26 protein-coding genes are annotated in these 24,453 nt (G+C 54.2%); 9 read left to right on the top strand and 17 right to left on the bottom strand.

Going from position 1 to position 24,453, the window contains the following annotated elements; genetic code table 11:
• Nucleotides 1-55 precede the first annotated feature (55 nt).
• The 6 genes from ilvN to EDM54_RS09405 all read right to left on the bottom strand — a co-directional run bounded on the left by ilvN (nt 56) and on the right by EDM54_RS09405 (nt 5,307).
• Nucleotides 56-556, bottom strand: a complete 501-nt coding sequence (ilvN, locus tag EDM54_RS09430) for an acetolactate synthase small subunit (RefSeq protein ID WP_003387811.1) — start codon at nt 554-556, stop codon at nt 56-58.
• Entirely contained in the window at nt 557-2,293 is a 1,737-nt protein-coding gene (ilvB, locus tag EDM54_RS09425) for a biosynthetic-type acetolactate synthase large subunit (protein ID WP_003387812.1), read from the bottom strand.
• A gap of 209 nt (nt 2,294-2,502) precedes the next feature.
• Complete coding sequence (locus EDM54_RS09420) at nt 2,503-2,961, bottom strand: hypothetical protein (RefSeq protein ID WP_122958115.1); 459 nt, start codon at nt 2,959-2,961, stop codon at nt 2,503-2,505.
• Nucleotides 2,962-2,970: 9 nt separating this feature from the next.
• A complete protein-coding gene (gene sat / locus EDM54_RS09415) occupies nt 2,971-4,137 on the bottom strand; it encodes a sulfate adenylyltransferase (RefSeq protein ID WP_003387815.1) in 1,167 nt (388 codons plus the stop codon).
• A 19-nt stretch (nt 4,138-4,156) separates the two neighbouring features.
• Nucleotides 4,157-4,858 carry a phosphoadenylyl-sulfate reductase gene (locus tag EDM54_RS09410; RefSeq protein ID WP_003387816.1) on the bottom strand — a complete coding sequence of 234 codons (702 nt, stop codon included), beginning with the start codon at nt 4,856-4,858 and terminating at the stop codon, nt 4,157-4,159.
• A 182-nt stretch (nt 4,859-5,040) separates the two neighbouring features.
• Nucleotides 5,041-5,307, bottom strand: a complete 267-nt coding sequence (locus EDM54_RS09405; RefSeq protein ID WP_003387817.1) for a hypothetical protein — start codon at nt 5,305-5,307, stop codon at nt 5,041-5,043.
• 272 nt (nt 5,308-5,579) lie between these two features.
• Between EDM54_RS09405 and EDM54_RS09400 the strand changes: the two genes are divergently transcribed.
• Entirely contained in the window at nt 5,580-6,617 is a 1,038-nt protein-coding gene (locus tag EDM54_RS09400) for a hypothetical protein (protein WP_039071390.1), read from the top strand.
• Nucleotides 6,618-6,902: 285 nt separating this feature from the next.
• On the opposite strand, the gene EDM54_RS09395 is transcribed toward EDM54_RS09400, so the two are convergent.
• Nucleotides 6,903-7,190: a tyrosine-protein phosphatase gene (locus tag EDM54_RS09395; RefSeq protein WP_003387819.1), complete on the bottom strand. Its 288-nt coding sequence runs from the start codon at nt 7,188-7,190 to the stop codon at nt 6,903-6,905.
• A 36-nt stretch (nt 7,191-7,226) separates the two neighbouring features.
• Between EDM54_RS09395 and EDM54_RS09390 the strand changes: the two genes are divergently transcribed.
• Nucleotides 7,227-7,610 carry a hypothetical protein gene (locus tag EDM54_RS09390; RefSeq protein ID WP_122958114.1) on the top strand — a complete coding sequence of 128 codons (384 nt, stop codon included), beginning with the start codon at nt 7,227-7,229 and terminating at the stop codon, nt 7,608-7,610.
• A 114-nt stretch (nt 7,611-7,724) separates the two neighbouring features.
• On the opposite strand, the gene rplT is transcribed toward EDM54_RS09390, so the two are convergent.
• The 6 genes from rplT to EDM54_RS09360 all read right to left on the bottom strand — a co-directional run bounded on the left by rplT (nt 7,725) and on the right by EDM54_RS09360 (nt 13,545).
• Complete coding sequence (rplT, locus tag EDM54_RS09385) at nt 7,725-8,084, bottom strand: 50S ribosomal protein L20 (protein ID WP_003387821.1); 360 nt, start codon at nt 8,082-8,084, stop codon at nt 7,725-7,727.
• Between the two features lie 151 nt (nt 8,085-8,235).
• The gene (rpmI, locus tag EDM54_RS09380; protein ID WP_003387823.1) at nt 8,236-8,433 is read right to left on the bottom strand and encodes a 50S ribosomal protein L35; all 198 of its coding nucleotides are present in this window, start codon (nt 8,431-8,433) and stop codon (nt 8,236-8,238) included.
• Nucleotides 8,434-8,487: 54 nt separating this feature from the next.
• On the bottom strand, nt 8,488-8,991 hold the full coding sequence (gene infC, locus EDM54_RS09375) for a translation initiation factor IF-3 (RefSeq protein ID WP_031932304.1): 504 nt from the start codon (nt 8,989-8,991) through the stop codon (nt 8,488-8,490).
• Between the two features lie 260 nt (nt 8,992-9,251).
• Nucleotides 9,252-10,271 carry a GTP 3',8-cyclase MoaA gene (moaA, locus tag EDM54_RS09370; RefSeq protein ID WP_003387825.1) on the bottom strand — a complete coding sequence of 340 codons (1,020 nt, stop codon included), beginning with the start codon at nt 10,269-10,271 and terminating at the stop codon, nt 9,252-9,254.
• Nucleotides 10,272-10,310: 39 nt separating this feature from the next.
• Nucleotides 10,311-12,233, bottom strand: a complete 1,923-nt coding sequence (locus EDM54_RS09365; RefSeq protein ID WP_031932303.1) for a molybdopterin biosynthesis protein — start codon at nt 12,231-12,233, stop codon at nt 10,311-10,313.
• A 76-nt stretch (nt 12,234-12,309) separates the two neighbouring features.
• Nucleotides 12,310-13,545, bottom strand: coding sequence for a molybdopterin molybdotransferase MoeA (locus EDM54_RS09360; RefSeq protein WP_122958113.1), 1,236 nt, complete (start codon nt 13,543-13,545; stop codon nt 12,310-12,312).
• A gap of 79 nt (nt 13,546-13,624) precedes the next feature.
• Between EDM54_RS09360 and EDM54_RS09355 the strand changes: the two genes are divergently transcribed.
• Together EDM54_RS09355 and EDM54_RS09350 are read left to right on the top strand one after the other, a co-directional pair.
• Nucleotides 13,625-13,900 (top strand): ubiquitin-like small modifier protein 1, encoded by a 276-nt coding sequence (locus EDM54_RS09355; RefSeq protein ID WP_003387828.1) that lies wholly within the window; start codon nt 13,625-13,627, stop codon nt 13,898-13,900.
• 1 nt (nt 13,901) lies between these two features.
• Nucleotides 13,902-14,174, top strand: a complete 273-nt coding sequence (locus EDM54_RS09350) for a MoaD-like domain-containing protein (protein WP_003387829.1) — start codon at nt 13,902-13,904, stop codon at nt 14,172-14,174.
• 75 nt (nt 14,175-14,249) lie between these two features.
• Here the strand turns inward: EDM54_RS09350 and EDM54_RS09345 are convergent, their stop codons facing one another.
• Nucleotides 14,250-16,058 carry an aldehyde ferredoxin oxidoreductase family protein gene (locus tag EDM54_RS09345; protein ID WP_024984409.1) on the bottom strand — a complete coding sequence of 603 codons (1,809 nt, stop codon included), beginning with the start codon at nt 16,056-16,058 and terminating at the stop codon, nt 14,250-14,252.
• A 254-nt stretch (nt 16,059-16,312) separates the two neighbouring features.
• On the opposite strand from EDM54_RS09345, the gene EDM54_RS09340 reads away from it, so the two are divergent.
• Genes EDM54_RS09340 through EDM54_RS09320 form a run of 5 tightly spaced genes read left to right on the top strand, consistent with a single transcriptional unit; the run spans nt 16,313 to nt 20,660 of the window.
• The gene (locus EDM54_RS09340; RefSeq protein ID WP_003387831.1) at nt 16,313-17,242 is read left to right on the top strand and encodes a substrate-binding domain-containing protein; all 930 of its coding nucleotides are present in this window, start codon (nt 16,313-16,315) and stop codon (nt 17,240-17,242) included.
• A gap of 31 nt (nt 17,243-17,273) precedes the next feature.
• Nucleotides 17,274-18,188 (top strand): ABC transporter substrate-binding protein, encoded by a 915-nt coding sequence (locus EDM54_RS09335; protein WP_171506404.1) that lies wholly within the window; start codon nt 17,274-17,276, stop codon nt 18,186-18,188.
• A gap of 12 nt (nt 18,189-18,200) precedes the next feature.
• Nucleotides 18,201-18,863, top strand: coding sequence for an ABC transporter permease (locus EDM54_RS09330; RefSeq protein WP_003387833.1), 663 nt, complete (start codon nt 18,201-18,203; stop codon nt 18,861-18,863).
• Between the two features lie 4 nt (nt 18,864-18,867).
• The gene (locus EDM54_RS09325; protein WP_003387834.1) at nt 18,868-19,608 is read left to right on the top strand and encodes an ABC transporter ATP-binding protein; all 741 of its coding nucleotides are present in this window, start codon (nt 18,868-18,870) and stop codon (nt 19,606-19,608) included.
• Nucleotides 19,609-19,625: 17 nt separating this feature from the next.
• Nucleotides 19,626-20,660, top strand: coding sequence for a ThiF family adenylyltransferase (locus tag EDM54_RS09320; RefSeq protein ID WP_024984411.1), 1,035 nt, complete (start codon nt 19,626-19,628; stop codon nt 20,658-20,660).
• Nucleotides 20,661-20,881: 221 nt separating this feature from the next.
• Here the strand turns inward: EDM54_RS09320 and thrS are convergent, their stop codons facing one another.
• The 3 genes from thrS to EDM54_RS09305 form a co-directional block, all read right to left on the bottom strand.
• The gene (gene thrS, locus EDM54_RS09315; RefSeq protein ID WP_003387837.1) at nt 20,882-22,795 is read right to left on the bottom strand and encodes a threonine--tRNA ligase; all 1,914 of its coding nucleotides are present in this window, start codon (nt 22,793-22,795) and stop codon (nt 20,882-20,884) included.
• A gap of 352 nt (nt 22,796-23,147) precedes the next feature.
• Nucleotides 23,148-24,065, bottom strand: a complete 918-nt coding sequence (ytxC, locus tag EDM54_RS09310) for a putative sporulation protein YtxC (protein WP_039071393.1) — start codon at nt 24,063-24,065, stop codon at nt 23,148-23,150.
• Nucleotides 24,066-24,231: 166 nt separating this feature from the next.
• Nucleotides 24,232-24,450, bottom strand: a complete 219-nt coding sequence (locus EDM54_RS09305) for a hypothetical protein (protein WP_003387841.1) — start codon at nt 24,448-24,450, stop codon at nt 24,232-24,234.
• Between the last annotated feature and the right edge of the window lie 3 nt (nt 24,451-24,453).

The following is a 24,453-nucleotide window of genomic DNA, read 5'->3' as shown; positions in this document are numbered from 1 at the left end:
GTGTATAGCCTCCCTAAAAAAGTTTAGTTGTTATCATTATTCTGAATATGCTGGTTTATACGTTGGCCGGTACAGGCACAACACTGCGTGCCATTGCCATGGAACCGGTACGCGTCAGCTCAATGATACCGTAGGTTTGCAAAAGAACGAGCAAGGCGTCGATTTTTTCTGTATCCCCTGTTACCTGGACGATCAGCGAATTTGGACCTACATCGACGATTGCGGCCCGGAACGGCTCGACAATCCCGTTCAATTCGGCCAACTGGCTCGGGTTGGCACTTACTTTGATCAGTGCCAGCTCCCTGGATACAAAGCTGTTTGCGCTGAGGTTCGTAACATTGATCACATCAATCAATTTATAGAGCTGCTTCATTAATTGATCGATTTTTTGCTCGTCTCCCCCGGTGGTGATGATCATCCGGGACAGCCCCGCCTCTTCGCTTCCGCCGACAGTGATGCTGTCGATATTGAAGCCGCGCTGGCCAAACAGATTGGCGACACGCGTCAGCACGCCGGGTTGGTCATTGACGAGTACGGCAATCGTATGTCGCTGCATCTAGTCGTCCCCCAATACCATTTGATCTAATGTGTTGCCGGCAGCAACCATCGGATAGACGTTTTCTTCCTGGGCCACGCGGAAATCCACAACGACTGGACCGTCATGCCGGAGTGCTTCGGCCCAGACAGCTTCTGCCTCCTCTGGCGTCGATGCCCGCAAGCCCTTTACTCCGTAAGCCTCTGCCAATTTGACAAAGTCCGGGCTGCAGGTCAGATCGATCTGGCTGTAGCGGTTGTCGTAGAACAGCTCCTGCCACTGGCGAACCATTCCGAGACACTGGTTGTTGATGATGGCGACCTTGACCGGTACGCGATACTGGGCGAGAATTGCCAGCTCCTGGTTGGTCATCTGGAAGCCGCCATCCCCTACCACCGCGATAACTGTTCGCTCTGGATGTGCAATCTGCGCGCCGATCGCGGCCGGGAAGCCGAAGCCCATCGTGCCGAGACCGCCCGAGGAGATGAAGGAGCGGGTATGCTTGAACTTGTAGTACTGTGCCGTCCACATCTGATGCTGTCCGACGTCTGTCGTGACAATCGCTTCTCCATTCGTGGAGCGGTACAGCAGTTCAATCACCGCTTGCGGCTTCAAGACCTCGCCATCCTTTTTGTAGCTGTACGGCTTTTCTGCCTGCCACTTGTGCAGCTGCGCAATCCACTCCTCGGAGTCGCACCGGGAGATGAGCGGCAGCGCCTTTTGCAAGGTGCTCTTCACATCTCCGGTCACCTTTACGGCTGTGGAGACGTTTTTGCCAAGCTCCGCCGGATCGATGTCCACGTGGACGATGCGGGCTTTCGGAGCAAACTCCTTCGTCCGCCCCATCGTGATCCGGTCGTCGAAGCGGGCACCGAGCCCGATGACACAGTCAGCGTTGAGCAGCGCCTGATTGGCTGTGTAGGAGCCGTGCATTCCCGGCATTCCCAGAGACAGCTCGTGTACCCCTGGAAATCCGCCCAGCCCCATGAAGGTGTTGATGACCGGAATCCGCGCCGCTTCGGCGAAAGCGCGCAGCTCCTGATCGGCTCCGGCGGAAATGATCCCGCCGCCTGCCATGATTACGGGCCGCTTCGCCTTTGAAATCGCCTGAACGAAAGCCTCGACATCCTCGTCGCTCGGCACTACCTCGGCTTGATAGCCGCGAATTTCCACCTTTTCCGGATAGAAGAACGGCGCCTTGGCATTGCTGACGTCTTTCGGAATGTCGATCAGGACCGGTCCCGGGCGCCCTGTCGTTGCGATATGGAACGCTTCTTTGACGACTCGCGGAATGTCGCGGACGTCACGCACAAAGTAGCTGTGCTTCGTGATCGGGATCGTAATGCCCGTGATGTTGGCTTCCTGGAACGCATCCGTGCCGATCAGTTGCTGAGCCACGTTGCCTGTGATGCAAACGAGCGGAACGGAGTCCATCTGCGCCGTGGCAATCCCGGTTACGAGATTGGTAGCCCCCGGCCCGGATGTGGCGATGACCACGCCCGGCTTTCCTGTCGCCCGTGCATAGCCGTCGGCTGCGTGAATCGCGCCTTGCTCGTGCCGGGTCAGGATGTGCTTGAAGTAGCTGCCGTACAAAGAATCGTAAATCGGCAGGACCGCACCGCCCGGATAGCCAAAAATGTACTCCACTTGCTCCAGGATCAGGCTGCGCAGAAGCGTCTCCGCCCCTGTCACCTCCTCACCGAACTTGACCGGCGGCATGCCGTTCTTTCCTTGTAATTCGGCTGTTTGTACACTCATGTTTCTCTCCTCCTCCCACGGTCTCTTCATGTATTGAAAAAACCTATTGGCTAATAGAAAAACCCTTTCGCCCCGACACGGTTTTGTATGCCATGTCTGTTTGGGGCGAAAGGGTTCGCGGTACCACCCAACTTCATCGGCGCCTCACGGTCAGCCGATCTCAGCCAGTCGATTGAAGACTGCGACACGGTAACGGGTGTCAATCGGCCCTACCTACTAGCCGCTATGGCGGCAGCGACTTTCAGTAAGGCGGCTCGAAGGCGAGCAATGCTCTGCATTCTTTGCCCAGTTCTCATCATCCTGGGCTCTCTGTAAAAGAAGTGGCAGGCACCATCCTTGTCATAGCCGGTTTGAATCAATATTTTCAATATTTCATTGTTGTCTGAAAATAAAGTGTTATGTCTGATTATAGCCACGCGTCTAGGGGGTGTCAACGAGATAAAAAACATTTTGCCGGACTTTTGTCCGAACGAATGTTCAGTCAAAAACGGCTTCGCCGTGCGGTTTTTTCGTTTAAGCGGATTCACATTCTTTTCAAAAAATTTGCGCTGCCGCTGCATTTTCTCCGGCCCAGAGCCCCCTCCATCCTGCTTTCCGTCGAAAAACGAGTCAGGAGATTCCGATCCCTGCCCAGCAAAAAAGCCCGGGCTTTCCCGGACTTTCGGCATGGTCTCTCTTTACGCTTTCAGCCCATTTTTCTCCGCCATCCCTCTGATCAGCACCTTGGCTACCTCGGGTCGGGAAAATTCGGCTGGAGGCATCACTCCGTTGCGAAGCAGCTCCCTTACCTTTGTACCGGACAGCTTTACATGCTGCTTGCTGTCATGCGGGCAGGTCTTGCCTGTCGCCATTCCTTGGCATGCCTTGCAGTAGAAGCTGTGTTCAAAAAAGAGCAGTTGAATCCCCAGCTCCCCAGGCAAAAACTCGGAGAAAATGTGCTGTGCATCATAGGTTCCATAGTAATCTCCGACTCCGGCATGATCCCGCCCTACGATGAAATGGGTGCAGCCGTAATTTTTCCGCACCAAAGCATGAAACACCGCCTCTCTCGGCCCGGCATATCTCATCGCTGCCGGAAAAGAGGCCAAAAACACCCTGTCCCGCGGATAGTAATGCTCAAGCAGCACCTGATAGCTCTCCATCCGGACGACAGCCGGCACGTCGTCCGCCTTCGTTTCCCCCATCAGCGGATTCAGAAACAAGCCGTCGACGATTTCCAAAGCGGTCTTTTGGATGTACTCATGGGCCCGGTGGACCGGATTGCGTGTCTGAAACCCGACGACAGTCTTCCAGCCCTTTTCCTTGAATGCTTCCCTCGTCTCCGCCGGCGTGTAGTAGGTATCGGCAAACAGTGCGGGAATGGGTCTTTTCAGGACGTCGATCGGACCGCCAATGTACAGATCGGGCTTCTCAAACAGCTTTTTTACTCCGGGATGCTCCAGATCGTTTGTACGGAATACATGCAAGGCTTCTCGTCTTTTATCAGGCTTGTATTTGCTGTTAACCGTCAGCACTGCGTACACCGTACCATCTTCCCCCGCCAGCAGCACTTCGTCCCCGATCCCGACATCCCGCACAGTTCTCTCATCCACGGCGAGGGTGACCGGAATCGACCAGACCGTGCCGTTTTGCAAACGCATCGATTCGACAACAGACTCGTAATCCGCTTCTTCGAGAAAGCCGGTAAGCGGCGAAAACGCTCCGATGGCAATACAATCGATGTCTGACAGCGTCCAGCGATCCACCGTTATGACCTTGCGGCTTCCTTTCTGCGGCAACCTTTTTTCCGGCGATACGAGTCGATTGATCAAAATGCCACCGTGGGGCAGGCTGCACTGTTTCATCATCCTCATCTCCCATTGCTTATTTATGCAGTCCGCATTCTGTTTTCGAAAAACCGCTCCACCTGCCAGCACGGGGGTCCTCTCCCGGCATTACAGGCCGGGTGCAAACACTGCATCCAATACTCGGATAGTGGCGATCATGCAGAGGGTTGTAGACGACATCGTGGGACCGGATGTACGTCCAGACGTCTTCCTGAGTCCAATCCGCCAACGGGTTCAGCTTGACCAACTGAAATTTTTCATCCCACTCCACCTTTTTCGCATTTGCCCGCGTAGGGGCCTGCTCCCGCCGAATTCCTGTAATCCATGCGCTATATGTGGAAAGAATTTCTCGCAGCGGCTCTACCTTCCGAAGCTTGCAGCAGAGATTCGGTTCCCTTTCCCAGAGCTTGTCGCCGTATCTCTCCGCCTGTTCTTCCAGAGTGAGCGCTGGCAGCTTTTGAATGAATGAGATGCCATAACGCTCTTGCAAGCGATCCCTCGTCGACAGCGTTTCCGGAAAGTGTTTGCCTGTGTCGAGATAAAAGATTGGCGTTTTCGGGGCCAGCTTGTGCAGCATGTCGATCAAGACGACGTCTTCCGCACCGAAGCTGGATGCCAGGACAATCTCTGTCCCAAACTGTTCGATTCCCCATGCGAGCACATCCTGGGGGTGCTTGGTTTCCAGGCGGTAAGCTGTCACATTCAGCTCCGCGTCCGAAAACCTGCGTTGATGGGTCATGCGTTTATTCTCCCTTCCTGCTAGGCTTACCTCACATCATATGAGGAAAGCAGGCGGGTGGATATTCGTCCCGGCAAACAATTGCCCACCGGCAGCCAGTGAATTCTCCCGGTCAGTGATCGACTTTCCCGGAGAGCAAAAAAGCGCCGCCGGATTTTTTCATCCAGACGGCGCTCTTGAATTTACTTGTCAGAGTTTTCGTTTTCGTAGGGAGCAAAGAAGCTGACCACCGGCATTGTGGCTGGTGTTGCCAGTGATGTTGTGGCTTGCGCTGCCGCTTGCCCCTCAGACTGGCTGCTGTCAGATACGGTGCTTTTTCCCAGGAACGAGGATGGCGGCACCACGTATGTTCCTTTATTTTCGCTCTCCTTGGCAAAGGCTCCTGTCGTCAGCATCGCCGAGCTCGCTACTGCCAGAAGGCCCAACATCATCCATTTGTTCTTTTTCATCTGTTCTAACACTCCTATCCAGGATTTTCTTTCACGCTCTCATCGTAACGCATCTGCATGGAGGCCAGAAACGGACGGGGGATGGGTTTTATTTCCTCCCGGAGACGGATGCATCGGCAGGTTTCAAGCCTGAGTTCCCCCGGTGAGGCATACCATCCTTTCCAAGACCATTGCACCAGTACCAAATTCTCATTTTTTCCCAATTCCATGTACAAAGAAGAAAAAAATGGTACGATGCTGTTGTTCTGATTTTTTTCCTAGGAGGATTATGCATGAAGAAAGTGATCGGCATATGGCTTACGGCCATTCTCTTGATTGCCGCTCTCACCGCTTGTTCGCAAAACGCCAAACCGGCTGATGAGAAGGCCCCCCAAAAAACCGAGGAGGCTTCATCGGATACGAAAACATCCGATACATCCTCATCTGAAGCAAATAAAGCTCCCGGAGAAGCCGTCCCCTTTGAAGTGGTTGGACAGTCCTCTGAAGACGCTCCGACCGATCAGGGTCAGACCGAGGTGCGTCTCGGGGGGAATGTTACCGTCGAAGAGAAGGAACTCGTCATCAAAGGGACCAGCAATCTGCTGCCTGGGGCCATCGTGGAGGCGGAGGTTACCTCAAAGGGCTACAACATGTGGGGATACAAGGCAAAGACAGAAGTTAACGGGGACGGCAGCTTTGAGATGACTGTAAAAAAGCCGGATGTCAAAAATACGATGGATGTGGAGCTTTCCTTTGATCCCTACGACCAAAGCGATCGCCTCAAGAAAGTCTATGGAGATAGCGGGGAGAAGCTGGCCGGACCATTCGTCTACCAGTCCAGCAATTTTGCCGAGATAGCATACTACGCTGCTGCTTACGCTCATGTGGCCCATGATGCCCCACTCAAAACGGCCGTCGCATTTGAGACTCCGAAGTGGGATAGACCTTCCGATTACGGGGACCCGACCGTCTGGTTCAAACCAACTGTGACCAAGGATGAAAAATACCTCTACGTCTCGGTAAAAAGCAACCTGTTGGAAGGGGCAACTGTCAAAGGGGATGTCGATATTCCCGGGCACATTCATTACGGATACACGGACTCTACGCGTGTCAAGCCCGATGGCTCGTTTACCTTGCAAATCGCCCATCCCAAAAAGGTCAAGGAGTATTATTTCCTGATTCGCTATGAGCCTGAAGAGGTGACGTGGCCAACCTTGAAGGAAGCCTACGGAACAAAAGGCGAAAAGCTGAAGGGTGAACTGGTCAAAGTGAAAGACAAAGATGACAAGACGATCAATATCGTAGAGATGAAAATCAAAATTACCGAGTAGAGCCTGACTTTCAGTCGAAAAATGCGTGTAAAAAAGAAACTGCCGGTTCGCTTCACTTTCGCAAGCAACTCGGCGGTTTCTTTTTGTCTTAGCGAGCGGCATATGAGCAGACAGTCATATTTTCGGCGTCCGAATCGCTGCTATTTGGCGTCTGTCTCGCTGCTTGTGACATCCATCTGTTATTTTTTAAGCGCGACTCGCTGCTTTTCGGAGACCATGAGTTCACTTGCAGCTTTTCAAAAGTCCCACCGCAGCTTTTCAAAAGTCCGCTCGCAGCGCTTCCCTTTATTTCTTCTGAGCAGCCTCAGGCTTCTTCGGTGTTCCTTCCAGAAGCAAATCCTGCATCGCTTTGCGCTTCTCCTTCGTCAGCCCCAGCGCTTTCTCCAGGTATTCGTCATAGGAGCCGTAAGACTTCTTGATTTCGTCGAGAGCAGTCTGGAGGTACTCCTTGCGCACATCCAGCAAGCCTTGAGAAATCTCCATGCTGTATGGATCGAGCGCGTCCTTGAACATGTCGACCGCGATCTTGTTTGCCCCTTCGCGGTATGTATTGCTTTGCTGAGCAGGAGTCATCCATTACGGTCTCTTCCGGTACGTCCAGGGTTAACTTTGGCTGCAAAAAGCTTTTTGGAGATTTTTCCGTCTCAGGGCTCATCCATCTTTCACTACTCGGTTCTCGAGCAAACAGGCGAAGGCATTCTCGGCTACGACGATTTTGGGCCGTACTCGATGCGAGACGTTCGCGCCGAAGTATGGCGACTGCCCTCTGTTCTTACTGCCGTTCGCGAAAAGCAGACGACTGTCTCCTTGTCTGATTCGCTGCACCAGTATCCTTCTCGTTATGTACAGGGGTTGAACCCTTTGCTGATCGTGCCGATCTGCTCGTCGTCAACCGTCATTGATTTTGCCGGATTATGCAGGCATGCAGGCGGTCCTTCTTCGATTTCCCAAAACCTGGTCCATTATGCATCAAATCCGCTGTCAGGAAGCTAAAGGCGCATAACCGCTCGCAGGCCGTGGCCAAAGCGATGCGCCGGGGGCTGATTTGCTAACTCGATAAAAATAAAAAAACCGGTCAACCCCGAAGGGACGACCGGTTTTATTGTCTTACGCGTTCAGTTTGCTTTTTGCAACTGTTGCCAGCTCGTTGAATGCCAGTTTGTCATTCACAGCCAGATCAGCAAGCATTTTGCGGTTTACTTCAACGCCAGCCACTTTCAGGCCATGCATCAGACGGCTGTAGGACAGACCGTTGAGGCGAGCTTGCGCGTTGATACGAGTGATCCACAGTTTGCGGAAATCACGTTTTTTCTGACGACGGTCGCGATACGCGTACATCAGGGATTTCATTACCTGTGCGTTCGCGGATTTAAACAGGCGATGCTTGGAACCGAAGTATCCTTTCGCCAGCTTCAGGATTTTCTTATGACGACGGCGTGATACAATGCCACCTTTTACTCTTGGCATACTAAATTCCTCCTGATATTCCAGCACGGCGGCCTGATTGACTAGCGGCCGGGGCGAAAGCCAGACTGAAAGCTGGCCGGCTTACCCAACCTCCACAAGGCGCTTAGGGAGCACATGCTGATCATAGTGTTTGTTGGTTCGAGAATACGGTTTACAGATACGTAACCAGCTGTTCGATGCGTTTTTGGTCGCCTTTGGACACCAGAGCGCCTTTGCGCAGGTGGCGCTTCGCTTTGGTGGATTTGTTGGCAAACAAGTGGCTGGTGTAAGCGTGGTCGCGCTTCAGTTGGCCGGAACCAGTCTTTTTGAAACGCTTCGCAGCGCCTTTATGAGTTTTCATTTTCGGCATGGTGGTAATCCTCCTGTCCTAAACTGCTGTTTCGAGGCGGTGTGGCCTCGGCTTTTACTTTTCCGCTTTCGGCGCCAAAATCATGATCATGCTGCGGCCTTCAATTTTAGGCTTGCGCTCTGGAGCTGCAAGATCTTCACAAAGGGTGGCAACACGTTCCAAGACTTGCTGTCCGATCTCGGAGTGAGTGATTTCACGTCCACGGAAACGAATCGAGCACTTCACCTTGTGCTGTTCTTCCAAAAACTTGCGGACGTTGCGAAGCTTCGTTTGAAAATCGTGTTCCTCGATGTTGGAAGAGAAACGCACTTCCTTCAACTCGATGATCTTCTGGTTGCGACGCGCTTCCTTTTCCTTCTTTGCCTGTTCGTACTTGAACTTGCCGTAGTCCATGATACGGCAAACCGGCGGCTTGGCTGTCGGAGCTACGTTCACCAGATCGAGATCAGCTTCCTGCGCGATACGCAGCGCTTCTCTGATGGGCACGACTCCCAACTGGCTCCCGTCCGATCCAATTAAACGGACTTCACGGGCGCGAATCGCTTCGTTCACTAACAGTTGATCCTTGCTAATACTTGCCACCTCCGTCTTTTTCGAGAAGGAACAAAAATGTGCGAACGCTAATGCGCCCGCACATATCTCACCTAGCAAATACAACAGATTCACAGATTGCTTTGCGAGTGACCTGTCAACAGTCAAAATGACGTCGAACCAGGTGAGAAGCTGGGCGCTCCTGCTTTTTCTCGAAGGTATAAGTGTTTATACTCATATAATCATACTGGGTGAAGCAAGTCTTGTCAAGGGGGACTTCACTTTCACTATCCACCGATATGGGACATCTCTACCTTGGATCGTTTGGCGATCCCCGGCGTATTCTTGAGACGCTCCTCGGAATAGCGGTCATCCCGGCGAAGCCAGATCGAGCTGATCAGCTCCCGGATTTCCCCGTCGCTCTTCCCTTCCCGCAGCGGCTCGCGCAAATCCTCGCCGGACGAGGCAAACAGACAGTTGTACATTTTGCCCTCCGCCGACAAGCGGGCACGCGTACAAGTGGAGCAAAACGCCTGGGTGACCGAAGAGATCAAGCCGATCTCCCCCTCCTCGCCGACATAGCGGTACCTCGATGCGACTTCTCCGTAATAATTGGGATCAGCGGCTTCCAAAGGCATCTCGCTGTGAATCATGCTGACGATCTCCCTGGATGGCACCACCTGATCCAGCCTCCAGCCGTTGCTGTTGCCGACATCCATGAACTCGATAAAACGCAGGATGTGCTTTTTCTCCCGGAAATACCGGGCCATCGGCAGGATATCCTGGTCGTTGACTCCGCGCTGCACGACCATATTGATTTTCACGCCAAGTCCCGCTTCAGACGCAGCCTCTATTCCTTCGAGTATCTGCTCCACGCGGTACCCTCGGCCGTTTATCTTGCTAAAGCGCTCGTCATCGAGAGAATCCAGACTCACTGTCACTCTGTCGAGTCCCGCCTGCTTCAGCTCCTTGGCGTGCTTGGCCAGCAGCGAGCCATTGGTGGTCATCGCAATATCCTTGACCCCCTCTACCCCGCGAATCATCCTGATCAAGTCCGCCAGATTCCTGCGCATCAATGGCTCTCCGCCTGTAATGCGGATTTTCTCGACACCGAGCGAAGTAAAAATGGCGGTCAACCGTGTAATTTCCTCAAACGTAAGCAGCTTGTGCTGCGGCAAGAACGGATAGTCCGGGCCAAATATTTCAGCAGGCATGCAGTATTGGCAGCGAAAATTACATTTGTCTGTCACAGATATGCGCAAATCGCGGAGAGGACGTTTTCGTGAATCAAACACTTGCTTTTCCATCGCTGACCACTCCCCATTCGCCATCATTACCCTGCTTGCTTACGTGGGTGACAGATGGGACGATATATATATGATACTGCCAGAATCGCGGCAATTGTAGCCCCCTAAACGCTCAACTTCTTGAACAAATTGCGGAGAACGGATGATTTCCAAAAGCTGTGCGCCCTCTTCGCTCCGGTAGAACGATCCGCTCATCAGCAGATCATAGCGCTCTTCGGCGACCGGAATAAAATCGAGTCCCATCGCTTTGGCCGCCGAATAAATGCCCAGTCCGACATCAGCAGTGCCACCGGCGACCGCGGCGGCGACACTTAAATGGGAGACTGCCTCACGGGAATAGCCGTAAATGTCCGCTTGATCAATCCGCTCTTGCTTGAGCAAATAATCTAGCAGCAGCCTCGTTCCCGCACCCCTTTGGCGGTTGATGTACGTGACGCCGGGTCTTACCAGGTCGCGAACCGTAGCAATCCCCAGCGGATTTCCCGGTTTGACGATCCAGCCTTGCTGACGGTAGACCAGCTGGATGAGCACCACGTCCTTGCCGGGCAAATATTTTTCCACAAACGGCTGATTGTAGGTGCCTGTCGCTTCATCGAACAAGTGGATACCTGCGATATGGGCTTCCCCTTTTTGAATGGCCAGAATCCCTCCCATACTGCCGAGATGGGAGGAGACGAGGAACCGATCCGGATGGGCCAGGCGAAGCAAGGTATGGAGCACGTCCATGGACAAATCATGGCTTCCGGTAGCTACGATCGTGTTATGAATCTGCTCGAGCGGCCGATACAGCTCGATTTCCGCCGTCTCTCCCTGCTCGTATCCGAGATGGCCGGGGGAGATTCGCAAGAGCCCGTCGGCCCGTACCATCGACATGGTGACTCCCGCCGCGCGGGTCAATGGATTGGCGATGTACCTGCCGTCGATACAGCCGACCGTCATGCGGATAAAGTCTTCCGCTCCCATGACGGAAACGATGCGTCGCCCGATTGTCGCTTTAATCTTCTGACGCTCGTTCTCCATCACTCCATAATACCGATGAATGAGCGAACGGGCAAACCATTCCAGATTCAAGTAGGCGGAAACGGGATATCCCGGCAGCCCGATCACGGGTTTTCCTTCCACAATCCCGACTACCACCGGCTTTCCCGGACGGGTCGCTACTCCATGTGTCAGCACTTCCCCCAGCTCTTCCACGACATGGACGGTAAAATCCTCCCGGCCCGCTGACGAACCGGCATTCAACAGCACCAGGTCCGCATCCTGCACGGCCGATTTGACCGCTTCCCTGATCAATCCGCAGTCGTCCGGAACGATGCTGTGAATGACCGGCTCCGCCCCCCACTCCTCCAAATAAGCGGCAAAAACGGCTCCGTTAAATTCGATGATCTCCCCTTCGGCTACCTGCTCGGAAGGAGGGATCAGCTCCGATCCGGTCGGAATGATGACAACTCTCGGCTTCTTGTAGACCGGAATCGTGACATTGCCGCCCGCGAGCAATGCTCCCAGATCGACTGGCCGCAGCTTGTGGTGGGCCGGCACGATGACCTCGCCGATCACAACGTCTTCGCCGATCGGACGGATATGCTGCCAGGGTGCGACCGACTCCAAAATCTCGATCGTCTCCTCGTCCACCTGATGCACATATTCGATCATGATGACGGCGTCGAATCCGTCGGGAATCGGGTCTCCGGTATCTACTTCTACGTAGTCCTCCCCGCGCTTCAGCCTGACGGGATGCTGCTCGTCTGCCCCAAATGTCTTCTCAGCCCTTACGGCGATGCCGTCCATCGCAGATGCATGGTAATTGGGCATGGAAACCTTGGCGTAAATCGGCTCGGCGGTAACCCGGCCAAGTGCTTTTGCCGTCGGAATGTACTCGATCTGCGGCGCGAAGCGGACTTTTTTCGCAATCTTCTCTTGTGCTTCCCGAAGCGGGGTGTCTTCCAGGTAGATTTTCCGCATACTTCTCCTCCTGCGAACGTTTCAGCGTTGGTTTGATCCCTGCGCTTTCGCCCTTCTATGACTTGCTTTTTTTGCTTCAGCTCTTGAAAAGATGTACTTTGACACACTCGCCTTCTACGATTCCTTCTTTATTTGCCGCAATCTCCACGATCCCTTCGCTTTCGACCAGCGTGGAAATCAGGCCCGACTTTCCAAAGACGGGCACAGCCCACAAGCCGTCCTCTCTCTCCTCCAGCTTGACTCGAATGTAATCCGTCCGCCCAACCGCGGAAGGGACGTTTCTCGCTATTTTTGCCGACAGGCGCAGGTCCGTCTGAGCCGGGCGAAGCCCCTGGAGTCTCTCCAGTATGGGGACAGCGAAGAGTTGAAACATAATCATCGCCGATACCGGATGACCGGGCAAGCCCATCACCGGTTTTTCTCCCGCTTTTGACAGAATTGTCGGCTTGCCGGGCTTGGTCGCGACACCGTGAACCAGAACGCCGGGATCACCGAGAGACTGCATCACCTGTACGGTGTAGTCCCTCGTCCCGACGGAGCTGCCGCCCGACAAAATGAGAAAATCCACTTTATGAAACAATTCGCTTGCCCGTTTGGCAAAGGTATCGTAATCATCTTTGACGATTCCCCCGTACAGGACCGTTGCTCCGCATTGCCGGGCTGCCGCTCCGATGGTGACGCTGTTGATGTCCCTTACTTCTCCCGGGGCAAGCACCTTTTTTTCCGAAGGAACGATCTCGTCTCCGGTGGACAATATGCCGACGATTGGCCGAGGGTGTACACGCACCGATGTCCTTCCGATCGCAGACAGGACGCCAAGATCCTGTGGACGGAGCCGATGCCCGCAAGCCATGACCAGCTCTCCTCGCTCCACGTCGTCGCCGGCCCGGACGATATTTTCGCCTGGAGCAACTTGCCGGAAGACATTCAACATCTCCCCAACCTCTTCGACATGCTCGATCATGACGACGCTGTCAGCCCCGGCAGGGATCATCCCTCCTGTCGGAATTGCCTGAGCCTGTCCTTCATGCAGGGCAGTATCCGCTGCCATGCCCATCTCGATCCGGCCTGTTATGTCCAGGAACGCCGGCAATGAATCCGAGGCCCCAAACGTATCTTTGGCGCAAACAGCAAAACCGTCTACCGTCGAGCGGGAAAAGTGCGGCACCTGCTCATCAGAGATGACGTCTTCGGCAAGCACCATCCCGCACACTTCGATCAGGGGAAGCTCGACGGGAGGCCGGCAGGGCTGGAATTGCTCGTTGATGATGCGCAGCGTCTCGGACACGGTTTTTACATGGAAGAATTTCATGTCTGCCTCCCTTTGGAATAATCGTTTAGCTTGATCACAGGATCGACTATAATTACAAGAAAAAGGAGAAAATTCCGATATGATCGTAAAGGTATTCGCCAATTTCCGCGAAATTTGTCAGGCAAAAACGGTAGAAGTCCCTACAGACAACGGCAATCGGGTCATCGATATCCTCGAGACGCTGATCAGGATGTTTCCTGCGTTGGAAGAGGAGGTCTTCACACCGGAGCGAACACTCAAACCATTTGTCCACGTCTTTATCAACGGGCGCAATGTCATTCATGCAGACGGGCTGGAGACACGCGTGCAGGAGGATGACCAGTTTGCGCTGTTCCCTCCGGTAGCAGGAGGCTGAAATGGCTGAGCAAACCGTGGAGCTGCGCGGCATCCCTCTCTCTCACCTGATCACCTATCTCGCCGAGTGCGGCGGAGTGCCGCTCGGCGATACGCTGCCGATCACAGTCCGAGGCGAACGTTGGCAAGCTGAATTGTTGCGGGAGGAAACCATACCGATTACCTCCCGCTTTGAGGTGCAAGCCGTGTTTATCCGCTTTCAGGCTGACGATCAGGGAACGCTCGACCGACTGTGGGAACGCTTTCGGATCAAGGTTCTCCGGGTTGGCGGTTGACAGGCCGGAAACAGCCGGCGAGAAAGAAAGATAGCCAGAAAAAGGTGGATGCCAGGCTCCACCTTTTCTTGCTTGCTAGGAAATGCCCAGCTCTTTCAGTTTTGCTTCAGGCACAACGCCGTCCACCCAGCCGCGCACCTGGTAGTATTCGTCCAGCATGACGTCCATGCGGCTTACATGGCCGGCACTGTTCCCTGTTCCCGGCTCTTCCGTAAAGCGTTTGGGCAGGTGGTCGTCCTCCCGTTTATTGAATCCGGCCAGGTTGTTGTAATGGCGCTCCAGATTGTAGATGCGCTCGCCGATTTTCATGACGTCGTCCGCGTTTACTTGAACGCCGGTCATCGTCGCGTACTGCTCAGCGTAGTTCTCCGCATTTTCCGAGAACGAGGAGAATTTGCAAATGTTCATCGAGTCGGAGAAGGCCAATAGGTCCTGGAATACCTTCAGCAGCTCTCCCTTGCCTTCCGGCTTCAGGCGGTCTGTCGGCATCGGGATACCGGCAATTTCGCTGGCAACCGTGTACCCGCGCAGGTGACAAGCCCCCCTGTTGCTGGTCGCGTAGCCGAGTCCAATCCCCTGGATGCCGCGCGGATCATACGCCGGAATGGCCTGACCCTTGACGCACATCGCCAGGTTTTCGTCGCCGAAGTGCTTCGCCGCTCGGGCGGTTCCTTCTGCGAGCACATCGCCGATCCCTTTCCGGAAGACGAGCATTTCCGTCAGCTCGATCATCCGGTCTGCATCGCCCCAGTCGATTCTCTCTTCCGTCAGCCCCTTCTCGTACGCTTCCATCATACAGGACAGCGTATTCCCCAGCTCAATCGTGTCCATGCCGTGCTCGTTGCACAGATTGATCAAAAAGGAAATCGGCGCCGCGTCGCTTACTCCGCAGTTGGCGCCAAGCGCCCAGCCGGACTCGTACTCGAAGCTCTCGACGCGGGTTTTGTACTTGCCTTCCTTTACTTCGACTTCCTTTTTGCAGGCTACCGGACAGGCATGGCAGGTATTGTCCGCCACGAGCAGCGTAGCGTTGACCGTCTCGCCGCTGTGCCCCTCTGCTCCGTCCCAGTGCGAATATTTGGAATTCATCGTCGGAAGTGCGCCTACTTCATTGATGATACTGGTCAAAACGTTCGTGCCGTATACAGAGAGACCGCCCTTTTTCGGAGCCGTCAGACCGCCTTCCATGATCGCTTTGAGCGCCTTCTGGTTTGCTTTCTTGTACTCCTCATCCTGTGCAGGCTGCGGCATGTTTCCTTTTTGGGGCGCCTTGATGACGATCGCCTTCAAATTCTTGCTGCCGGCTACCGCCCCTGTGCCCCCACGCCCTGCCGCTCGGTCGTTTTCGTTCATGAACCCCGCAAAGCGAACCAGATTCTCTCCCGCTTGTCCGATGCAGATCACACTCAGGTCTTCCTTGCCGTAGCGCTCTTGCATCGCCTTTACTGTAGCGCGGGTCCCCTTTCCCCACAAGTCGCTTGCATCGCGCAGCTCTCCCTGTCCGTTCTCGATGTACAGGTAGACTGGTTTGTCGCTTTTGCCTTTGAAAATGACGTTGTCGATGCCCGCCCACTTCAGCCGCGCAGCCGACCATCCGCCCATGTGGGAATCCGTCACCGTACCTGTCAACGGAGACTTGGTCACCATACAGAGACGGCCGCTCATCGCCGAGCGCGATCCGGTCACCGGTCCGGTCATCACACAAAGGATGTTCTCGGCAGAAAACGGTTCCACCTGCGGACCGTTGTCATACACGTATTTCACTCCAAGCCCGCGTCCACCGATGTACTTCCTCGCCAGCTCCTCGTCGATCTGGCGATAATCCACGGCACCGGAAGAGAGGTCGACCAGGATCTCGCGGTTTTTGAAACCTCCCAGGTTCATCGCATGCTTCCCCCTTTTTTTCCATATGGTTGAATCTGAACGTTATCCTCTCTAAGTTCGACTATCGAGCAGGATTTCCTTCCTATAATACTGCGGCGGATCGGCAAAATTACCAATTTTTCGATTATTTTTTCGACTGATGTATTGCCAAGCGAACCATTCCTCAAGTATGTTTGTTTTAAACAAAACGGAACCAAACTGCTACCAACAAAACCAAACAAAACCAAATTAACGTGCTGGGAAGGGGGATTCTGGTGGATCGGGCGTATCTCACTCCGGAAGAGGTCGCTGCAGTATTAAAGCTGTCCAAGTACACCGTTTACGAGATGATCAAGCGCAAGGAATTGCCGGCTTCCAAAATCGGACGAGCCCTGCGCATTCTCCGAACTGATCTCGACCATTTCATGCGCGCTCACAAATCGTCAGAGGAGGAGCTTCCGACTCTCCATGACCGCTCCGCCGTTTTGCGAAGAGGTCACCCGCTGCAGGAGATTTACTTTGCCGGCAGCCATGACTTGTCGCTCGACCTGCTCACCCGTATGATCGCCAGACGCGGGGTAACGCTGTTCCCTGTCTATTCCGGGAGTATGGACGGATTGATCGAGCTGTACAAAGGCCGCGTGGACATCGCCGGCTGTCACCTGCTGGACCAGACGACCGGCGAGTATAACCTCCCCTATATCCGCTCTCTGCTGCCAAACGAGGAGGTGGCCGTCGTCAATCTCGTCACCCGTTGGCAAGGGTTTATCGTGCCTCTGGGCAATCCGCGGATGATCACCAGCTGGGAGGAGTTTCTCTCGGGCCGTCACCGCATCGTCAACCGTCAGCGAGGCTCAGGCACTCGGGTGCTGCTCGACTTCAAGCTGCGCCAGCTCGGCCGCTCCGCCGATCGCGTACCCGGCTACTACCGGGAAATGAACACACACTACGAGCTTGCTTCCGCTGTCCTGCGGGGAGACGCGGACACTGCACTGGGAATCGAAAGTGCCGCCCGCGGGCTTGGACTAGACTTTTTCCCTGTGCAGGAAGAGCGGTACGATCTCGTATTGCCTACGAGACTGCTCGATCAGGAGCGATTCCGCATCATGCTCGAGGTGCTGCGCGACCCGGGCTTTAAACAAATGGTCGTCGCCATGGGAGGCTACGGGGTGTCCTCAACCGGAAAAATAATTGACAGAATGTAAAAATGATTTCAACAATAGGGAGATGATTAGATTGAAGCGTCTTTATGTCTCTTTCTTCGCTGCCGTTCTTTCTTTGCTTCTCGCCGCCTGCTCGCAGGAGCCATCGGCAGCAACGCAAAGCTCGCAGCAGCCTCCGGCAGGAAATCAGCAGCAGGCCACCGCTGCGGAGCCGCGGCAACCGGCAGCTCCCGAATCGAAGCCGTCGGAATCGTCCGCCAAGGAGATCGTTTTGGCCACGACGACCAGCACGCAAGATTCCGGCCTGTTGGATGTGATGCTGCCCGCCTTTGAGCAAAAGAGCGGCATCAAGGTAAAGGTCGTCGCCGTCGGAACCGGACAGGCGATCAAGCTGGGCGAGGACGGCAATGCCGACGTGCTCCTCGTGCACTCCCGAAAGGCGGAGGACGAATTCGTATCCAAAGGATTCGGAACAGACGCCTATGACGTCATGTACAACCAGTTCTACATCGTAGGTCCCGCTGATGATCCGGCCGGCGCAAAAACAGCGAAAACCGCAGCAGAAGCGTTTGCCCTCATCGCGGAAAAGAAGGCTCCATTCATCTCTCGCGGTGATGATTCGGGAACGGACAAGAAGGAGAAAAGCATCTGGAAGGAAGCGAAGCTCACTCCCGAGGGCGACTGGTACCTCTCCTCTGGTCAAGGAATGGGGGCAACCCTGCAAATGGCGGATGAGAAAAATGCCTACACGCTCACAGATGAGGCCACCTATCTCTCCCGCAAGCTGAATTTGCAGGTCGTCATGCAGGGAGATCAGTCTTTGCTGAATCCATACGGCATTATCAAAGTAAAATCGACTTCCAAACCGGATGAAGCGATGCAATTTATCCAGTTTTTCACCGGCGAGGAGGGGCAAAAAATAATCGGCGAGTTCGGGAAAGACAAATACGGAAAAGGGCTGTTCGTCCCTTCTGCCAAGAAACGATAGGGGCTCTGCTTCATGCTCATGACCCCTGAAGTATGGGAGGTTGTCTGGCTCTCCCTCAAAGTGACAACGACTGCAATATTGCTCGGCTCTTTGATCGGCATTCCGCTCGGCGCCTGTCTCGGTCTTTATTCTTTCCCGGGAAAACGGCTGGTTATCGTATTGATTTACACTTGTATGGGTCTTCCCCCGGTGTTGGTCGGGGTCATCGTCTATTTATTGCTCTCCCGATACGGGCCGCTCGGTTCGCTCGGCCTTTTGTTCACTCCGGAGGCGATGATGCTTGCCCAGGTCGTCTTGGTCACTCCGATCCTGGCTGGATTAAGCCTGTCTGCCGTCCAGGCAAAGGAGAGGGCCTATTGGGAAACCGCGAAAAGTCTCGGTGCCAGCCCTCTGCAGCTCGTCTTTACCATCGTCAAGGAAGCGCGCAAAGGCATCTGGGCTGGCGTAGCAGCCGCATACGGCAGAGCGATTTCCGAAGTTGGCGCCGTCATGCTCGTGGGCGGTAATATCGAGCACCATACACGGGTTATGACCACAGCGATCATACTCGAAACGAGAATGGGCAACTTCACGGCAGGACTGCAAATGGGATTGGTCCTTTTGCTGATCAGCTTTTTGTTCAACAGCTTCTTGGTTATCGGCGTGCTGAACCAATTAAAAACCGGGCGGAGATGACAGGATGAACAAGCTCAAGCTCAGCGACCTGGAAGTCGCCTACAGAGGAAAGACCGTATTGCGTGTAGACAAAGCCGTATTTGAACATAGGAAAATCTACGGCATCGTCGGTCCCAGCGGTTCGGGCAAAAGCACCTTGCTGCGTGCGATGACGCTGTTGGAGCAGCCGGCTGCAGGCAGGATGGATGTGTTTGGCACGGTTGTTGACCTTTCTTCGCTCACCCACGCAAAAGGCTTGCCACTGCAGCGGCGGATCGGTTACGTCCCGCAAAAGCCAACCATGTTTGACTCCACCGTCTTTGACAATGTAGCACTGGGGCTGCGTTATCGCGGAACAGATCGGACGGCGATCCGTTCGCTCGTCACGGAAGCGCTGGAACTGGTCGAGCTGGGGCATACGGCCAAGCAGCGTGCGCATACCCTATCGGGCGGAGAGGCGCAGCGGATCGCCCTGGCAAGGGTGCTGGTATACCAGCCTGATCTGCTCTTTCTCGATGAACCGACTGCAAACCTCGACCCTTATCACATCGCCATTTTCGAGCGAGTGCTGAAAGCGATCCAACAGACGCGGGACATCACGATCCTGATCGTGACTCACAATTTGCAGCAGGCAAGGCGGTTGACCGACGAATGCTTGTTTATCCACAAGGGACGGATCGTTGAAAACGGAAGTACGGAGGCGTTTTTTACCCGGCCGAAAAGTCCCGAGCTGCAGGACTTCCTCTGCGGCCGGATGATTTACTAAAAAAGGGGGCCTGGATAATGAATCCGGATTGGATGCAGCGCTATTCCAGACAGATGCTGTTTGCCCCGATCGGCAGTGCGGGACAAAATATGCTGCAACAGAAAAAAGCGGCAGTCGTCGGGATGGGAGCACTGGGAACCGTCCTCGCCAATCACTTGGCGAGAGCCGGCGTCGGATACCTGCGGCTGATCGACAGGGATTTTGTGGAGGAAAGCAACCTCCAGCGGCAAATGCTCTACGATGAAGCGGATGCCAGGCAGCATCTGCCAAAAGCGGTCGCCGCAACTGCCAAGCTGAGGCGCATCAACGCTGACATTGCTGTCGAAGGAATCGTCGCAGACATCAGCCCGGTCAATGCGGAAGCCCTGCTCTCCGATGTGGATGTCATTCTCGACGGGACAGATAACTTTCAGATTCGTTATCTGATCAACGACGTAGCCGTAAAGCATTCGATTCCCTGGGTTTACGGCGGCGTTGTAAGCGCGCGCGGAATGTTCTCTGTTATCCGCCCCGGCATCACTCCCTGCTTTCGCTGTCTATTTCCTACCGCTCCCGCAGGACGGGGAGAAACATGCGATACAGTCGGCGTGATCGGCCCTATTGTTCACATTGTCGCATCCTACCAGGCGACGGAAGCGCTCAAACTGCTCATCGGAGCGGATGACATGCTGAATCCCCATCTGGAACAGCTAGACATCTGGGAAAACGACTTCATGCAGATGAATGTCGCAAATGGCCGAAATCCTGCATGCCCCGCCTGTGTCGGGCGAAGCTTCAGCAGTCTCGAGTGGCAAGAAGGGGCTGAGGAGTTTGCCGCGCTGTGCGGCAGAGATACGGTCCAAATCAGCCCGCAGCGCCCCCTCTCTGTCAATCTCGACCGAATGGCCGAGCGCTTTCGCGTCCTCGGACGAGTCGAAGCCAATCCGTTTCTGCTCCGCTTTCATGTGGAAGGCTGCACGCTCGTCTTTTTCCAGGACGGACGCGTGCTCATCCAGGGTACAGATGACATCGCAGCTGCCCGGAGACTGTACGCCAAGTACGTAGGACATTAACGGACAGTCGGGAGCAAAAAAGCCCTGGTCTGCAGATCATTCCAAGAGGGGGTCCGGATCGCTCGTCGCCCGAGTTCGCTATCCCGAGTTTGCAGTCCCGGGTTCGCTTTATGAAAAAAGGTGCTGTCCCGGCTCTTGCGGACAGCACCTTTTTCATTTCCGATTTCAAACGGACAGCTTGTTTGTTTCTCCCCTGTACTGACCCAAGCGGTCTGTCAGGTTTACTTCATTTCGCTAATCTCGGCTTTAATCTTGTCGAGGAAGGCATCTACGCTCATGCCGCCCTCGTCGCCTACGCCGCGCTTGCGGACGGACAGCGTCCCTTGAGCGACTTCGTTTTCACCGATAACCAGCATGTAAGGCACTTTTTGCACCTGTGCCTCGCGGATTTTGTACCCGATTTTTTCATTGCGGGCATCAAGCTCCACGCGAATGCCGGCTTGCTCCATTTTTTCCTTGACCTTTTGCGCGTATTCCACATGCACTTCATTGATCGTCATCAGGCGAACCTGAACCGGAGCGAGCCAGACCGGGAATGCGCCAGCATAGTGCTCGATCAGGATACCGATAAAGCGCTCCATCGAACCGTACATGGCGCGGTGCAATACGACCGGACGATGCTTCTCGTTGTCTTGGCCGACATATGACAGGTCAAACTTCTCAGGCATTTGGAAGTCGAGCTGGATCGTACCGCACTGATGGCGGCGTTTCAGCGCGTCCGTAATCTGGAAGTCGATCTTCGGTCCGTAGAACGCACCGTCTCCTTCCTTGATTTCGTACGGCAATCCCGCTTCTTCCAACACGTTTCTCAAGGATGTTTCGGCAATCTCCCACAGCTCATCGGAACCCATCGAATCCTCAGGACGAGTGGAAAGAGCTACGCTGTACTCAAATCCGAACACTTTGTAGATCGAGTCGATCAAACGGATCATGCTCTTGATCTCTCCCTCGATCTGGTCCGGACGAACAAATACGTGGGCATCGTCCTGACAGAAGGTCCGTACCCGAAGCATCCCGTTCAGTGCGCCGGAATACTCGTGGCGGTGCACCTGACCGAATTCGGAGTAGCGAATCGGCAGATCGCGGTAGGAGTGCATTTTGTTTTTATAGATCAGCATGTGGCCGGGACAGTTCATCGGCTTCAATGCATAAGTGGTATTGTCTACCTCGGAGAAGTACATATTCTCGTGGTAATGATCCCAGTGGCCCGACTGCAGCCAGAGGCGCTGGTTCATAATAAACGGAGAGCGCACTTCCGTGTAGTGGGCCAGCTGCTGCATGCGGCGGGAGAATTGCTCCAGCTCGTTGCGGACAGTGAAGCCGTTCGGCAGATAAAACGGCATGCCTGGCGCTTCTTCGGAAAACATGAACAGCTCCAATTCCTTGCCCAGCTTGCGGTGGTCGCGTTTTTTCGCTTCTTCGATAAAGTGCAGATATTCATCCAGCTCCGCCTTCTTCGGCCAAGCCGTGCCGTATACGCGCTGGAGAACCTGGTTATCCGAATTTCCGCGCCAGTACGCCCCAGCCACACTCATCAGCTTGAATGCTTTGATGAAACCGGTGGACGGCAAGTGCGGTCCGCGGCACAGGTCGAAGAATTCACCCTGCTCGTAGATGGTGATAGTGGCATCTTCCGGAAGGTCGCGAATCAACTCCAGCTTCAGGTGATCGTTAATTTCCTTGAAGATCGCGACTGCTTCGTCACGGCTTACTTCTTTGCGGCGGATCGGCAAGTCTTCCTTGATGATCTTTTCCATTTCCGCCTCGATTTTTGGCAGATCATCCGGGGTGAGTGCCACCGGGATATCCATGTCGTAATAAAATCCGTCTTCGATCACCGGACCGATGCCCAGCTTTACCTCTTTCCCGTACAGGCGTTTAATCGCCTGAGCGAGCAAGTGGGCCGTGCTGTGACGATACACTTCCACACCATCCGCGGAATCAAGCGTAACGATCTCAACGGCCGCATCCTCCTCGATCGGTGTGTAAAGATCGACTACCTTGCCGTTTACTTTACCGGCAACCGCCTTTTTCTTCAGACTGGAGCTGATCGAACCGGCGATCTCTTCGACAGTGACGCCTGCGTCATACGGACGAACGGCGCCGTCAGGGAATGTAACGTTGATTTGTGCCACGATCCATACTTCCTTTCTCCATCGTATTTGCTTTGTTTAGGGAAAATAAAAAAGCACTCATCCCTGAAGGGACGAGTGCTTGTAACCCGCGGTACCACCCTACTGGCCTGTAGACATGCCCTGCCCATCAACGGGTCAAAAGCAGGTCGATTCCAGACCTCTCGAAAACGTAACGGTTTGAACCGGCTCGCCGATACTGTGAGCAAGAAGCTCTTTCCCGGCGGCTACTCGAAGGGGGTAGATCGATACGTGTACGCAGCGGGCTTCCAGCCTGTGTCCCGCCTCTCTGGAGCAACATGGGTATCGTCCATGTCCTTCTCATTGTATTTTCCGTGTTAGGTTGTTTTTCGTATTATAAAGGAGTTGGTTTGTTTACGTCAAGTACACGTCTGCCGGACAGACACAGGGAACACGAATGGCAGGTGATCAGCCGGTTTTCAAAAATGCTGCGAACGGTCTGTGTCAATGCGGGCCTGTCCTGCGCCATGTGAAAAACGATACGTTCCGGCGCAATCGCTACCAGAGCGCTCACCAGATAATCCTCTTCCCGGCATTTCTGTTCATCCGTAAACATGACGGCGTCCAGATGGTCCAGCCAGATTCGGTCTCCGTGTTTATCATAGAGATGGAAAGGTTTGTCCACACTAGGAACAACGTGAACGACTTCCTGCTTGGCTTCCTGATCGGCGATAAAAAAGCGCAGCAGGTCAACGAACTCCTGATACTGCCTGTCTTCGAGATAATCGTCAAGGCCGGTTTCGATCAGCTCAAACAACTCATTCCAATGCTCCTGCAGACGGAAGCGGACAAACCCGAGTACGTTCAATTCGCGCTCGTCCTCCAGGTAGTCCCGCACTTTCCGGTATATCCTTGCTTTCCGGGTAGTCGCTTGCAGAAGATCGGCTTCTTCTTCCCCTTCTGCAAAAAGCCGCTGGACGAACGGAATAACGTAAGGCCACTCATCTTCAAGCTGCTCGGACTCGATCAGGTCGCCGGCTATTTCCTCCATGACCTCCGGTTCCTTGACCCGAATGACCCACTCGGCTACAGCCAGCGAGATAAATGCACGTGCCCATTCTATCGTCTCCGCATCGTATTCTTCCATACACCAGCTTTGAAAGCGAAACATCCTGAAATCGCCCTGATCGCGTTCTTCATATGTAATGCGCACCGGATCGGTGTTGACCCGCTCCTTCATCTCATCGATGATCGAGCGAAAAGCATCACAATGCGCAGGGACATTTTCAAAATATAAGGCGTACGTTTGCATCGTCCATCTCCCCAATCCGCAATGTAGTTACAGTATATGTCCTGCTTGAGGCGATATACTTTTAAACGGATGGAAACAGAGGGAAGGTTGCACATCGAAGACAGCGGTCGCTTTTCAAAGCAAGAAAAAACAACCCTACCTCTTGGCAGGGTTGCGCTGCGAATAATTATTCAAAGCCGATCTCCTCATACACTTCAGGGTCCCAATAAATAACCGATTGCTCCAAGGGAACGTTCATCTCGCGTGCTCCGTTGGGCTTTCCGTTGAAGTAGATAATTTCCGTAATGGCCAAACGATCGCCTCGTATGTCGATTTCTCCCTTAAATTCAAGAGTGGTTCCATTTGGTGCAAAAAAGATGACTTTCCCCGATCCCAGTGTTTTCATTGG

The organism is Brevibacillus borstelensis, from assembly GCF_003710865.1.
GTDB classification, from domain to species: domain Bacteria; phylum Bacillota; class Bacilli; order Brevibacillales; family Brevibacillaceae; genus Brevibacillus; species Brevibacillus borstelensis.
Note: the sequence above shows the minus strand (reverse complement) of the source record. Positions and strands in the feature narration are given on the sequence as shown.